At 42.0% G+C, this 15,802-nt stretch carries 9 protein-coding genes; 7 read left to right on the top strand and 2 right to left on the bottom strand.

Annotated features, from left to right (window positions below):
* From ORI98_RS14615 to ORI98_RS14585, 7 genes are all read left to right on the top strand, one after another.
* A partial coding sequence (locus ORI98_RS14615; RefSeq protein WP_306135712.1) for a type I secretion C-terminal target domain-containing protein occupies positions 1-5,398 on the top strand: 5,398 nt, incomplete at its 5' end.
* Between the two features lie 90 nt (positions 5,399-5,488).
* Positions 5,489-7,666, top strand: a complete 2,178-nt coding sequence (locus ORI98_RS14610; RefSeq protein ID WP_306135711.1) for a type I secretion system permease/ATPase — start codon at positions 5,489-5,491, stop codon at positions 7,664-7,666.
* Positions 7,663-9,045 (top strand): HlyD family type I secretion periplasmic adaptor subunit, encoded by a 1,383-nt coding sequence (locus tag ORI98_RS14605; RefSeq protein ID WP_306135710.1) that lies wholly within the window; start codon positions 7,663-7,665, stop codon positions 9,043-9,045. The genes ORI98_RS14610 and ORI98_RS14605 overlap by 4 nt, the downstream gene beginning before the upstream one ends.
* Positions 9,046-9,066: 21 nt before the next feature.
* Positions 9,067-10,479 carry a TolC family outer membrane protein gene (locus tag ORI98_RS14600; RefSeq protein WP_306135709.1) on the top strand — a complete coding sequence of 471 codons (1,413 nt, stop codon included), beginning with the start codon at positions 9,067-9,069 and terminating at the stop codon, positions 10,477-10,479.
* Positions 10,479-11,084: an OmpA family protein gene (locus tag ORI98_RS14595; RefSeq protein ID WP_306135708.1), complete on the top strand. Its 606-nt coding sequence runs from the start codon at positions 10,479-10,481 to the stop codon at positions 11,082-11,084. Before ORI98_RS14600 ends, ORI98_RS14595 begins: the two co-directional genes overlap by 1 nt.
* Before the next feature lie 10 nt (positions 11,085-11,094).
* On the top strand, positions 11,095-11,817 hold the full coding sequence (locus tag ORI98_RS14590; RefSeq protein WP_371931171.1) for a transglutaminase-like cysteine peptidase: 723 nt from the start codon (positions 11,095-11,097) through the stop codon (positions 11,815-11,817).
* Positions 11,818-11,824: 7 nt separating this feature from the next.
* Positions 11,825-13,750, top strand: a complete 1,926-nt coding sequence (locus ORI98_RS14585) for an EAL domain-containing protein (protein ID WP_306135707.1) — start codon at positions 11,825-11,827, stop codon at positions 13,748-13,750.
* 77 nt (positions 13,751-13,827) lie between these two features.
* Here the strand turns inward: ORI98_RS14585 and ORI98_RS14580 are convergent, their stop codons facing one another.
* Together ORI98_RS14580 and ORI98_RS14575 are read right to left on the bottom strand one after the other, a co-directional pair.
* Positions 13,828-14,268 (bottom strand): hypothetical protein, encoded by a 441-nt coding sequence (locus ORI98_RS14580; protein WP_306135706.1) that lies wholly within the window; start codon positions 14,266-14,268, stop codon positions 13,828-13,830.
* Positions 14,269-14,684: 416 nt separating this feature from the next.
* The gene (locus ORI98_RS14575; RefSeq protein WP_306135705.1) at positions 14,685-15,686 is read right to left on the bottom strand and encodes an NAD(P)H-quinone oxidoreductase; all 1,002 of its coding nucleotides are present in this window, start codon (positions 15,684-15,686) and stop codon (positions 14,685-14,687) included.
* Positions 15,687-15,802: the final 116 nt, after the last annotated feature.

Genomic DNA, 15,802 nt, shown 5'->3' with positions numbered 1-15,802 from the left:
CCAAGGCGGCACCATTAACCTGACTATCGTCAATGATGGCGCTACCACCAATGTCAGCCTCAAACTTGATGCTAATGGCGCCCTAACCTTCGCCGACGGCACAGCTGCCACTGGCTACAGCTATAACAACGGCGTGATCACCTGGACCGCGGTCGTGGCCGAAGGCAAGACCATCACGGTCACCGCCACGCAAACCGACAGCGATGGCAATACCTCTGCACAAGGCAGTGATACCGCCAAGCTCGACACCACTGCCGATGCAGCCGCCCCCGTGGTCACCATTGTTGATGACGTGAACGACGATGGCATCATCAATAAAGCCGAGTTGGGTACTGACAACGTCCAACTGCAGGTCAGCGTGAACCACGCTGAGCTGAGCCAAGGCGGCACCATTAACCTGACTATCGTCAATGATGGCGCTACCACCAATGTCAGCCTCAAACTTGATGCTAATGGCGCCCTAACCTTCGCCGACGGCACAGCTGCCACTGGCTACAGCTATAACAACGGCGTGATCACCTGGACCGCGGTCGTGGCCGAAGGCAAGACCATCACGGTCACCGCCACGCAAACCGACAGCGATGGCAATACCTCTGCACAAGGCAGTGATACCGCCAAGCTCGACACCAGCGCCCCGAATGCGCCGACCGTGTTAATCGTCGATGACGGTAACCCAGGTGATGGCTTACTCACCCAAGGGGAGATTTCCAGCAATGGAGCTGGTGTACAATTAACTGTTAATATTAATGCTTCAGATTTTAGTGCGGGTGGTCATGTAAATCTGACTATCGTCAATGGCACGACCACCAATGTGGAACTGAAACTGGTGAATGGCGAGCTGCAATTCGCAAATGGCTCTCCTGCAACTGGTTTTAGCTATAGTAATGGTATCATTAGCTGGACAGAGTCAACCCCTGAAGCAGGTCAAGATATTACAATCTATGCGACCCAAACGGATGCGGCGGGCAACACTTCAAGTCAGGGCTCAGATACTGCAACGGTCAATTCAGTACCAACGATTAACGTACTTAATAACGTAATTGTTTCAGAGGAAGGTTTGCCCCTAGGTCTACCTGATAGCACTGGAGATACCGATTCGATTAATAGTCCTGACGACTCTGGGACAGTAAGCATACAAGATAGTAATAATGATAATCTGACCGTTTCACTTTCTGGCCCATCAGGATTATTCTCTGGTGGCCAAGCAATTCAATGGAGTTGGGACCCTGTCACGCAAACTTTAACGGGTTATATTGGTACTGCAGGTGAGGCTTCATATACCGAAATTATGACTGCAACACTGACGCCACCGGTTAATGGTAGTTCAGGAAATTGGACCTATGATGTCACGCTTAAAGGTCCCGTCGATCATCCAGATACTGAGACTGAAGACACCTTGTCAGTCAATATCGGTATCAATGTTGATGATGGTCATGGTGGAACATCAACTGGAAGTTTCAATGTCACCATTGAAGATGATGCTCCAGTCATATCACCAATTGCAGCCGTGCAAACTACAACGACAAGTATTCCTGATTCATTGGTGGGTTCATTCTCACTCACTGGTTACAGCGGCAACAGTAATTCATTAGATTTCAATGGGTTTACTATCAGTGCAAGAGGATTCACTTCGTCAACTAACTCAAATTTAATTGATGCCGCAATCTTTGGTAGTAGTAGTGGGATAGGTGTTAGTAGCGCTGGTGCTCCTTATCATAATCTCGCGAACGAAGTCGATTTCCGTAAATTTGCAGATGGAAGTTCTGCATCTGAAGAAATCATCATTACTCTCGATCCTGGAACTATTGCCTACGGCGTAAATATCCAGTTTTCCCACATGTTTGGTGGCGAACTAGAAGTCGGTGTCGTCGAGTTTTGGCGAGATGGCCAACTTATCGCAACTCAAACATTTAGCTCAGATGCCAGCAGTGGCGACTATGCCGCCAACTTCCAAGCCTTACAAGGCGGTTTTGACACTATGGTCATCAAAGCCCTTGATAATGGCCAGGGCCCAAGTAGCGGTGATAATAGTGACTTCACTGTTACCGCTATTGAGTTTTTAGGCACAACGACTCCACCAGCAATCGCCTTTGCTTCAGGAACAGTAAGCCCTGATTGGGGCGCAGATGGTAAAGGTTCACTCACATTACAAGGTAGTGATGAAACCAATTTATTCACGGCAACAGGCAGTGCAATTACCATAACCCAAACGGCAAATACACTGATTGGGGTCGATGCTGCTGGTCACTTGGTATTCAAACTTGAGTTTACCCCAGGTACAGGTCAATGGGACTTCCATCAATATCAAGAGATGTTACAACCTAGCGATGGTGATATTGATTTCAAAGTAAGAGCCACTGATGGAGATGGCGATCATTTCGATGCAACTTTCTCTGTTATTCCTCAAGTTAACATCACCCCTTCAGTTTCTGCTTCTACAGTGACAGGATTGGAAGATACAGCGATTTACTTTGATTGGTCTAAATTCAACGTAACCGATAGTGATACTGCAAAAGCTGAATTGTCGATAAAAATTGACTCACTACCAAACCCACTTAATGGTAGGTTGCAGTACTTTGAAAACGGTAATTGGCTAAACGTAACAACAGGTATGTTAATCACCTCGATAATGATCGATGCAGGTCATTTACGCTTTGTCTCTTCGCAAAACGAGGCTGATGGACTGCTTGGTGGTACGGGGAACCAAGGAAGCCCACTAGCAAGCTTTACCTATTCGGTTACTGATGGCAGTAGTAATAGTACTTCGACGACGATGGATGTGAAAATTGAAGCGGTTGCTGACGCCCCCAACTTAACTGCTTCTATTAGTAAAGTTGTCTGGCACGATGTTATTACGGATAACACACTAAATAGCAGTCACACTGTCGGCTCCAATGACTTTGGCATTACCATCGAAGCAGTGAAGTCTGGGCGTACAGCAACCGCAGATTCGGATGATAATCATTACTTACAAGGCATTTCTAATGATTCAAACGACCTAACAGGCAAAGGTGGCGATGACATACTAGTAGGTGGTGACCTGAACGACAATCTTACTGGTGGCGCTGGCGATGATGTATTTGTCGGTGGCGGACTCAATGACTCTATCTATGGTGGCGCAGGAATTGACACTGCCGTTTACTCCGGGAATCGCAGCGAATACGTTATTACCTGGCACTCAGACCATGGTTCGTTACCATATATGTTGATCAATGATAGCCGCGGTATAGACTCAAGTTCAGTTAATACTAATGACCTTGATGCTGGCGATCACTTATATGAAGTTGAGCGTTTAGTTTTTGCCGATGGCGTGTTTATTATAAATCCAGACGGAAGCTTAACTCAGGTACAAACTACTGAAATTAAGTTGAATATTAATGCAAGCTTAGTCGACACCGACGGTAGCGAGACACTATCAGCAATTACTATTACAGGTGTACCTACTGGTGCTTATCTTAGTGCAGGTACTTTAAATAGTGACGGTAGCTGGACTTTAACTCAGGCCCAGTTAGCTAACCTTTCTATGCATGTTGAAGCCAACTATTCAGGTAATCCTGATGTCAACCTGCATATAACCGTCAGTTCAGAAGAACAGTCAAACGGAAGCACTGCCACAAGTGAATTCGATTTAAGCGTATCGCTACGTGGATATTCGTACATAAATGGCACGCATGGGGATAACACTATTGCTGGTACTGACAATAACGACGTTATAGTCAGTGATGTCCAAGGTATTCAAATTATTGAAGGCGAGAGCTATAACATTGCCTTTATTTTTGATACCTCAGGTAGCATGTATGGGAAAATCACAGAAGCTAAAGCCCAGCTCACTACTGTGTTTGAACAACTCGTCGATGCTGCATCTGGGACACAATCAGGTGTCGTGAATTTAATGCTGACAGATTTTGCCAGTAACTCAAACTTCACAATATCAGTGAACTTACATGATCCTGACGCATTAACTTTACTTCTCAATCAATTAAGTAATATAGCTGATGATAATAGTGGTAATACTAACTATGAGGCAGGATTTGAATCCGCAATTAACTGGTTTAACAGTGCGAACATAGCCAATAACGGCGGCATAAACTTGTCTTACTTTATTACAGATGGGCAACCCAATAGGGACTCTGATGACACGAGTACTAGTAAGTTTCTAGTCGCATATGACCAGACTACGGGCCATTTTGTGGATTTAGCACAGCTCATCACTCAGCAAAATTATGCCAAAGGAAAAACCATTACATTTAACGGACATGTTATTGCCGATAAGGATGGAAATATATATTCCTTCTTTAACGGTGAACAAGTTGGAAAAATATCATTCAACAATAACGGTTCCGTAAAGAACTTTTCTGATAGTAATATCAACACGAATATTCAAACCAAACTAGCCTTTGACCTGCTGTCAGCAGTTTCCACAGTAGAAGCGATCGGCCTTGGTTCTGGAATTAATGAGACTCAACTTGCTTTATATGATACCGATGGCGTTGTTCGTGCAAACATTGATGTCAATACTTTAGCGAGTGTGATATTGGGTACTAGCGTTCAATTATTGCAAGGTGATGACACCATTAATGGAGGCCAAGGTAACGATATTATATTTGGCGACCTTACACAGTTCCAAGGGATAAACTCCCAAGGTTACTCTGCACTTCAGCAATACGTTAGCCAACAGCTTAATGATGGTACCGAAACAACTGTCGCCGAAGTACATCAATATATTACGGATCACTTAAGTGAATTTGATGTTTCACGTAATAATGATGGCGATGACAAATTAAATGGCGGCATCGGTGACGACATTCTATTCGGCCAAGGTGGAGATGACATACTTAACGGCGAAAGTGGGAATGATATTCTCATAGGCGGCACAGGTAATGACATTCTCTCAGGTGGTACAGGTAATGACACTCTTAGTGGTGGCTTAGGTAACGATATTCTGTCCGGTGGTGAAGGAAATGATACGCTTATTGGTGGTCTAGGTAACGATACACTCACAGGTAATAGCGGTGCTGATACATTCGTTTGGAGATACGCAGAGTCTGGCACAGATCATATCACTGACTTTAACGTTAATGAGGACAAATTGGATCTGAGTGACTTGCTCCAAGGTGAAAGTAACAACACACTACACAGTTATTTAAACTTTAGCTTAGTTAGTGGTTCAACTGTGATTGATATCGATGGCAATAAAGACGGTGTGTTTGAACAGCATATCATTCTTGACGGTGTTGATTTGTATAGTGCGTACAATACGACAACTGAGACAGGTATTATCAATGGGTTACTTGGTATAAATGGCAATGGTCCGTTAATTATTGACACTCAGCCAGTCACGCCAGAACCGAGTCCAGGCCTAGCACCATTGCATAACAATGAACATAGTATCCCCTAAATAAAATCGTTTGGATGGCCTATAGAAATATAGGCCATCATGACCGATACTTACCATAACCATATAAAAAGCCAAAGGATAAGTAATTAGGTGTCTGCTGCAGCTTCTGAGAAAATTGATCAATGGACCATTTCAGCCTCGCAAAGAGTGTTAGTGGATCCTTTGCTGGATTGTTTAGTGTTACTCACTGAGCATTTTGGCAACCCGTGCTCAAGCGACTCGCTTGCGGCAGGTTTACCTTTGTCAGGTGCGGTATTAACACCCGATTTATTACCTCAGGCCGCATCGAGGGCTGGCCTAGCGGCGAAGTTATCTCGAAAAGGCTTAAACGAAGTATCACCCATATTGCTTCCGTGTATTTTGTTATTAAAAGACAAGAAAGCCTGCATATTGCGTGAACTCGATGTTGAGTCCGATAAAGCGATTATTCAGTTACCCGAGACGGGTGGTGAAGAGACGCTAACAATTGAGTCGCTCGAAGCCTTATATGTGGGATATTTATTCCTAGTCAAACAAGAATACCGTGGCGACATGGGCTTTGATGTTTATCTACACGATAATAAAACCCACTGGCTAGTCCAAACCCTAAAAGATTCTGCGCCCATTTATCGCGATGCATTAATCGCTTCTGTATTAGTGAATTTATTCGCCTTAGTTTCACCGTTATTTATTATGAACGTGTATGACAAAGTCGTCCCCAACCTCGCCTTTGAATCCCTGTGGGTGTTAGCGATTGGTGCAGCGATTGCCTATATGTTCGATCTTATCATGCGGCAACTTAGAAGTTACCTCATCGATGTTGCAGGAAAAAAAGTTGATATTATTGTCTCATCACGCTTATTTGCTAAAGCAATTGGTATTCCACTGGCCAAACGTTTTCCCAGCATTGGCGGCATGGCCAAACAACTTGGCGAATTTGACAGTATTCGTGAAATATTAACCTCAGCCACGATTACCACCTTAGTCGACTTACCGTTTGCGTTATTTTTCATCATTGTTATTTTTATTGTCGCTGGTGACCTCGCTATAGTTCCAGTCATTGGCGGCATCATCATTATTGGCTTCACGCTTTATATTCAACCTAAACTCAAAGCGGCAATAGAAGAAGGCAATAAATTTTCCAGCTTAAAACATGGGCATTTAATCGAGAGCTTATCAGCGCTAGAGTCAATTAAAGCTAATGGCGCTGAAGGAATAGTACAAAAAAGCTGGCAACAAATGATTGGCCACAGCGCAAACTGGCAATTGAAATCAAAAAAACTGTCAAATTCGGTATCTAATCTTGCCAATTTCATCGTGCAATTTACCGTTGTTTGTGTGGTGATTTTGGGCGTTTATCGCGTGGCTGATAATGCGATATCGATGGGCGGAATTATTGCTGCGGTCATGCTATCGAGCCGTGCTATTTCACCTATGGCACAACTTGCAGGTCTGATGACGAGAGCAAACCATACAGCCAGTGCACTACGCCAACTAAATGAAATCATGACTCAAGAAGATGAGTTTGAAAATAAAGGACATTTAGTTAGCAAACAAAGACTCATAGGCAAGATCAATGCTGATCATGTTGGCTTTGGTTACCCAGGTTCAGAAAAGCCAGTGCTTCATCCTATGTCACTGACGATTAATCCCGGCGAGCGTATTGCAATTATCGGCCGTAATGGTTCAGGTAAGAGCACCCTCGCCAAGCTATTAGTTGGACTATTTCAACCTACGGCAGGAAGCCTGCGTTATGACGGTTTAGACTCGGCACAAATCCATCCGAGTGATTTACGCCGTAACTTTGGCTACTTGCCCCAAGATGTCACCCTGTTCCACGGTTCGATTCGCGACAATATTTTATTTGGTACCCGCCAAGTCACTGAACACCAGCTAATCCGAGCCGTGCAACTTTCTGGGGTAAGCCAATTTACCAACCTAGAAGCAGAAGGGTTAGATCAACAGGTCGGTGAAGGTGGTATGTCACTCAGTCGCGGACAAAGGCAAACCGTTGCCCTTGCCCGCGCCACACTCAATGATCCACCAGTGCTACTGATGGATGAGCCCACCGCCAGCTTGGATGCGCGTGCAGAACAACAATTTATTCGCTCAATGCAGAATGTCAGCAAAGACAGAACCTTGATTCTTATTACCCATAAGATGCATCTACTGCAGCTTGTTGACCGTATTATCGTACTCGAACGCGGTCATGTGGTCGCAGATGGTCCCAAGGCAGAAGTGTTAGAAAAACTCAATTTTGGCCTCGTGAATGGAGAAGCTAAAAGATGAGTAAAAATTTAACCGCAAATGACTTAGAAATGGTCGATGATGTTTACGGCGCAATGATGACCGATGCCCCATCGGGTCATAGATTGATTATTTGGTCAATGGCAGCCATGATGCTGTGCTTTTTTATATGGACATACTTTTCTGAATTAGATCAAGTTACTACCGGCATGGGTAAAGTGATACCGTCTACTCAGATACAAATGATCCAAAGTTTAGATGGCGGTATTTTACAAGAAATTTATGTTCAAGAAGGTCTTTTAGTTGAAAAAGGCCAACCGCTTGTACGTATTGACGATACACGTTTTCGCTCTGATTTCGCCCAACAAGAACAAGAAGTTTATGGATTACAAACTAATGTTATTCGTATGCGAGCCGAATTAGACAGTATTTTGATATCAGACATGTCAGCAGACTGGCGCCAACAAGTAAAAATTACCAAGCAATCTCTTATTTTTCCTGAGGAATTAATTGCACAGGAGCCAGCATTAGTTAAGCGTCAGCAGGAAGAATACTCTGGTCGCTTAGATAATCTTAGTAATCAGCTTGAAATTTTGGTGCGTCAAATTCAACAACGCCAACAGGAAACTGAAGAGTTAGCATCCAAAATATCAACCTTGACCACCAGCTATCAATTAGTATCAAGAGAGCTAGAACTGACCAAACCATTGGCCCAAAAAGGCATTGTGCCCGAAGTTGAGCTACTAAAACTTGAACGTATTGTGAACGACATCCAAGGTGAATTACAATCATTGCGTTTATTGCGCCCAAAAGTAAAAGCATCGATGGATGAAGCTATATTAAAGCGCCGTGAAGCGGTTTTTATCTATGCTGCTGATTTACGTGCGCAACTGAATGAAATGCAGACTAAACTTTCACGTATGAATCAGGCTCAAATTGGGGCTTTTGATAAAGTGAGTAAAGCGGTTATCACTTCACCTGTAGCAGGGACGATTAAATCTATTCACATTAATACACTTGGTGGTGTCATTCAGCCTGGTGTTGAGATTATTGAAATAGTGCCTTCAGAAGACCGATTACTGATCGAAACAAAAATCATCCCCAAAGATATTGCTTTTTTACATCCGGGTTTACCAGCAGTCGTTAAAGTTACCGCCTATGACTTTACACGTTATGGCGGATTGAAAGGAACGGTGGAACACATTAGTGCCGACACATCACAGGATGAAGAAGGCAACAGTTTCTATATCATTAAAGTAAGAACTGAAGAATCGAGTTTGATAAAAGACGATGGCACACAGATGCCAATTATTCCCGGTATGCTCACTTCGGTGGACGTCATTACAGGGAAAAGATCCATACTTGAGTACATTCTAAATCCCATATTAAGAGCAAAAGATACTGCGCTGAGAGAGCGCTAAAGAACCGGGAGGGTTTTTTAAATGAACAATAAAATCAATCGACAATTTAAGTTCAGTGCTATTGCATTAAGCTTGTCGATGTTAATTGCCCCAACAGCCTCTAGCCAAACGCTAGAACAAGCTGTTGCGCATACATTGGACACAAATCCAGAACTAAAAATTGTTTTTAATCGCTTTAAAGCACGAGAAGAACAAGTTAATCAGGCTATATCAGGTTATATGCCCACAGTAGATATTACTGCCGGATATGGCTGGGAACAAACTGATAGTCCCTCTTCTCGCAGAAAAGTACAGCCTCTAAATGATAATTTTGATGACGGGGTGATGGAGCTTGAACGCGGCGAGGCTGGTTTTAGTATTAAACAAATGCTTTTTGATGGGTTCTATACCAGCAGTGAAGTTGATCGCTATTCATTCGAAGCCAGTGCAGAGCAATGGGCACTGATGGCTGCGGCTGAAGATATGGCATTAGATGTATCTAAAGTCTATTTAAATTATATTCGTGCAGAGCAGGTACTATTGCTTGCGGAAAAAAACTTGGCCAGTCATAAAGAAATTTTTGACCAAATCAAGCAACGTACTGACTCAGGTTTAGGCTCAATTGCTGACTTATCACAGATTACTGGTCGCTTGGCACGAGCTAATGCAAACGTTATTTCAGCAAAAAACAACCTACAGGATGCAAAAGCGCAATACATTCGTATTGTCGAAGTTGCACCTGATGATTTAATTCTGCCGGTTCCTGATGCAGAGATGCTGCCAAGCAGCCTATCTGAAAGCATTGAGTTAGCGTCATCAAGTCATCCTATTCTGAAATCATCAGAAAGTGATATTAATGCGGCAAAAGAAGAGCGTAATTCAGCCCAGTCAAATTACTATCCCAAGTTCAACCTTGAACTAAGTGGTAACTGGAACAATGATATCAGTGGTGAAGATGGTTATAGCCAATTCCCCAGCCAAAATGTCAATGGTTATAATAATGACTTAGTTGCAATGGTCAGAATGCGCTATAACTTATTTGCTGGCGGTAAAGATCTCGCCCGTGATAAAGAGTCCGCTTACAAAATCAATGAAGCAAAAGAAATTCAACAACGCGCTAACCGTCAGGTTGTTGAAGGTGCCACATTAGCATGGAATGCTTATGAAATGCTGTCACCTCAAAAACTGTATATTCGCGATCATGTTATAGCATCAAAGCAAACCCAAGTAGCCTACTCTCAACAGTTTAATTTAGGACAGCGTACCTTACTTGATTTACTTGATACTGAAAATGAACTGTTTGAAGCCCGCAAGGACTACTTACAAACAGAATATGATGAAATTATTGCTAAATATCGAGTGTTAAATGCAACAGGTCGATTATTAGAATCTTTACGAGTAACCCGTCCAGATGTATGGAAAGGTGAGCGTAGCTATGAAGGAGGAGTCAAATAATGCGGTACTTCATTTTACTATTTGTTATGACCCTAACTACTGCTTGTTCTATGAATGATATTATTGTTCAAGATCAAGTTACCAAACAGAAGTTTGACTTGAGCGATCAAGATCGTGACGGAGTTATCGTTGCAAGAGAGCGTTGCGTTGGCACACTTACGGGTTCTGATATTGATAATTATGGTTGCGGCGCAATTAAAAACATTGCAGAACGCCAAGAACTGAAAATTTTATTTGCCAACAATTCTTATTACATAGAGCCTCAGTATTATCCGCAAATTGAAAAAATTGCGATCATGTTAAAGCAATACCCTTCTACCAGTGTTGTGATTGAAGGACATACAAGTAACAAAGGCAGTTACGAATTAAATTTGGCACTATCCCAGAATAGAGCTACTGCGGTTACCGATGTGTTAAGAGATACCTATGGTATAGATCAATCTCGTTTGAAAGCGATTGGTTATAGTTTCGATAGATTAATAGATACCAGTGGAACTCCTCAAGCAGAGACAGTAAATCGCCGTGTAATCGCAGAAGTAACAGGCGAAGATACGGCTTCAGATTTAAAATGGAATATTTACACTGTTGATGAAGAAGTAGAATAAAGAGTAGTCAATGGACATGCCGCTTTTGAATCTGCAACGATTCAATAAGTCCATACAACAAAAGCGCTGCCACATTTTTATTGTGGCAGCCTTTTTAGCTGTATCTACACTTTACGCTGCGCCACCCCAACAACTGGATGCCAACAAAATAACCTCTACCCTCACTAAACGTTATGGAGAACGAGCAGGACTCAGAGCAAAAGCGTGGTTTAAGGTTGTCGCAGAAGCACAACATTTATCGGAAAAACAACAACTCGAAAAGGTGAATCAATTTTTCAACCTGTTTCGATTTGTAGATGACATAGTGCTTTGGGGAGATTCTAATTATTGGGCAACGCCAATGGAATTTATTGGCGTAAATGGTGGAGACTGTGAAGACTTCTCGATTGCAAAATATTTTACCTTACTGCAACTTGGCATTCCGGAAGATAAATTACGCATCACCATGGTAAAAGCCACCTCGGTCAATCAATATCATATGGTATTAGCATATTATGAAACACCAGGTGCAATACCCCTAGTTTTAGATAATTTAGATACAAAAATAAAGCCTGCAACACAGCGTGGTGACTTATTGCCAGTGTATAGCTTTAACGGTAAACAGTTATGGCTAAATAAAGAAAAAGGTCGTGGGGTGCTAGCTGGCTCATCATCTCGACTTGAAAAATGGAATGATTTAAAAAATCGCTTAGGTGTTGACCGCCTACGTCAACCCAAACTTAACATGGAGTAGTAAGCTCATGACCCTGTTTAGGCAGATTTATGCGTTACTTTTCGTACTATTCTCGCTCACAATAGCCAGTTTAGCCTACGTGCAATTTAACGAGACCCAAAGCTTTCTAACTAAGCAAATGGAGTCAGACCTCAATAATGCAAGTCATTCGCTCAGTTTGATGCTGGTTCCGGCTTTAGAGTCGGGTGATACCGTCGCGACTGAAACTTTGGTGAATGTGCTATTTGAAGGCGGTTATTACAAACAGATAAAATTGACCTGGTTAGTCGATGGTAAACAGCAAGTTTGGAATAATGCCATTAGAGTTCAAAATGTACCCCAGTGGTTTATTGACTTAGGCATATTCAAGCCAATTTCCAAAGAGAACGTAATCACTTCAGGTTGGTTACAACTCGCTAAAATTGAAATTACCGCACATCCTGGATTTGGTTATCATGAGATGTGGCGAATACTATCAAATACTGTGATTGTATTTGCGATACTATTTTTAGTGGCCATTTTATTTGCCCGCGTTGGTTTAAGCATCATATTAAAACCTTTACATGCACTTTCTGAACACGCGAAAAAAATTGCCAACCGTCAATTTGGGCCTGATATGCCCACGCCAAAAACAACCGAGTTAAAAGAATTAGTTCAAGCATTTAATAGCATGTCTAGTCAGTTAAAACAGGTTTTTAGCTCATTAGATGACGAAGTCTCAGCTTTACGTAAAAAGAATTTAGTCGACCAAGTATCCAACTTACCAAACCGCCAATACATGGTGAGCCGTATCAATGGCTGGTTAAGTGAACCTAATTCAGGCGCTTTATTTTTAGTGAAAATGGACTGGCTTGAAGATGTACATAGCCAATATGGTTATCAAGTTCGCGATGAAACCATTAAATTATTAGCTGAAAAATTACACCAAAGTTTAGACAGTGTTACACCATCAGTGATAGCACGCATCGCTGCCTATGAATTTGCATTTTTAGTTGAAGAAAGTGAACATGAGCAATTAGTCAGCTACTTGCAAAATCTCATTCGCACAGTGAATAAAGAAGTATCGAAAGCGGGTTGTAAACCTAATGAGCAGTTTAATATAGGTATTGCTGAACGTTCTGGACAAATGAATGTGTCAGACATTCTTGCACAAGCAGATAATGCCTTACAAAAATCGATTAAAGATAATAAAGTTTTTCATTGGTATGAGAATAACCAACAACAATTATTTAACCGTGACGAATGGCGCAATAAATTAACCTATGCAATTAAGAACAATCAGTTTCAATTCCGATGGCAACCTATTTTAGACAATGAAAGAAACACTCCTTGCCAAAGAGAATTGTACTGCCAACTTACGCTTGATGGAAAAGTGTTGCATGCAGGACAGTTTATGCCGTTTATCGAGATTCTATCACTCGGTACCATGTTAGACCGTTGCTTAATTGAGGCCGTTAACAAACACCATTTATTTGATCGTAATTATGAGCCTGTGGCCATTAATTTAACTTATCAAAGTATCAGCGATCGCGACTTCCACTCATGGATTAAGCATTTTCTCAGAAATCATAAAACACCAGAGCGTATTTGTTTCGAGATCCCTGAAGCCAGTGTTTATAGCGATTTAAATGCCTGTGAGCATCTGTGTGACATTATTCGTGACAGTGGCGCACATTTTGGTATCGATCATTTTGGACGCCAATTTGGCTCTATGGCTTATTTACAAAATCTGCGCCCAAGTTATGTCAAACTGGATCAATCGTTTGCCTTTATCGAAGAGAACCAACACAACAGCGAGCTATGTCGTGCACTCGTCAACGTGGCTAAAGGCTTAGATATTCAGGTCATTGTGACAGGTATTCAAGAGCCGGAACAATTAGCAAGATTCAGTGATCTACGCCTCGATGCATATCAAGGGTTTATTGAGCCTCCAGTGGATATTAAACTCGAATAAAACAGCGGGTTATAAACCACACAAACAAAAAAACCAGTAGCTTTCTACTGGTTTTTTTATTGAAATTACACGATACATTAATCGTCTAGGTTATCACCCATTTCATCATAATCATCGTCGCCATCATCGGTATCATCGGGATCATCAAAGTTATCGATATCAACATCAGATGATTCATCTGGCTCTGGTGCTGGCTTGACTTTTTTCGGCGGCGCTGTATCTGGTACTTTAGACAAGTCGATACGAGCCTGATGTTTCACCATAAATTCAGCACGAACCGCTTTCCAAGCATCACCAAACTGCTCTAAAGCCGCTTTAACTTGGGCATCATCAAGATCATGTAGATTCACCTTAACGATATCTTCCACATACTCCACAATGATGTTGCGCACTGTGTTGTATAAATAAACACGCCCTTTAGACGCTTCAGGTAATTGGCCATCATGAAAGACAATAGTGTTACCTCTTGCCGTTCTTAACTCACCTACCCATAATTGTTTCTTTGCCATGTTATACATATATGCTAACGCCCTTAAATCAACACATATACTTAAAAAGATATGTTATATGAGCTTTAAAAACTAAAGCTTTGCTTAATATTATTAAGCTTTAATAATGTGGGTATTTAAACAGAAAATTGCAGAGAATCAATGCCTAAATAGGTGAAATTTTCAATTTTTTGCCAAAAAAGCACAAAATAACTCATCATGGATACAAATCAGCCAATCCTCGGCTAAGCAAGGGCTAGAGTGAATCGATTATCCGCTTACCCCTTGGTGACTAAATCACGCTTGAGTTCGATCAAATGCAACTATTACGCTTAAAAATTGGCGTGGTTTTGTCAAAAAATTAACTCAACAAACATTTGATAAATGCAGATTAGCTTAAATTTATTATGCTTCAAGTTTTTTATGACTTTTTTTCATGACATTTTTTAATTGCTTATACTTAAGATGATTTTACCTTTATGTAAACCCGACTCCATATATTGATGCGCCGCGACTACCTCATCAAACAAAAACACTTTATCAATCGCAATATTTAATTTACCAGCATCAAGTAGCGGCCAAACATGTTGACGAAGTTCACTGGCAATTTGCGCCTTTGCAGCCACACTCTGCGGTCGTAGCGTTGAGCCAGTCCACACGATACGTTTAGCCATTATCCTAAATATATCGACTGTCGCTTTAGGGCCTCTTTGCATTGCAATAGACACCATACGTCCATCCATTGCTAGCAACTTAAGGTTTTCATTAATAAAATCACCTCCAGCGATATCGACCACGACATTAACACCTACATTATCGGTCAATGCTAAGATCGGCTCGACAAACGACTTCTCATGGTAATTAAGAGCAAATGATGCCCCCTGACTTAAGCAAAACTGACACTTTTCTTCAGACCCAGAGGTGGCAAAGACTTTGGCTCCTAATTGGCTAGCGAGCTGAATTGCCGTACTCCCAATACCACCCGAACCACCATGCACTAAAACCGTTTCGCCCGCCTTTAAACCCGCTCGCATAAACACATTACCCCACACGGTAAAAAATGTTTCAGGCAACCCAGCAGCTTGAATAAAACTCCAGCCATTGGGAATAGGTAAACAATGAGCCGCGAATGTATTAACGGCTTCAGCATACCCACCTCCCGGCACCAAAGCACAAACAGGGTCCCCCACTTGCCATTGCAAGACATCATCAGCAACAGCAATAATCACCCCAGCGACCTCTAAACCAAGGATAGGGCTAGCGCCTTCCGGCGGAGGATAAGCCCCCATGCGTTGCTTTATATCAGGCCCATTAACGCCTGCAGCGTGGACTTTTATACGTACCTGCCCTGGTTGTAAATAAGCAAGTTTTCCTTCAGAGAATTGCATTACATTTGCATCACCAGGCTGTTCAAAAACAACCTGTCTAACCGTGTCATGATTAAGCATATTGCACCTATTTCTAGTTAAATTTAATCAACAAAAAAATGATCAAATACAGTACCATAGTGACGACAACATCAAAAAAATCACAACGTTTAGTGATTTACTCCAAAGATAGTAAC

Source organism: Shewanella sp. ULN5 (genome assembly GCF_030731885.1).
Lineage (GTDB): Bacteria > Pseudomonadota > Gammaproteobacteria > Enterobacterales > Shewanellaceae > Shewanella > Shewanella holmiensis.
The sequence above is the reverse complement of the archived record's forward strand: the minus strand, read 5'-3'. Positions and strand labels throughout refer to the sequence as shown.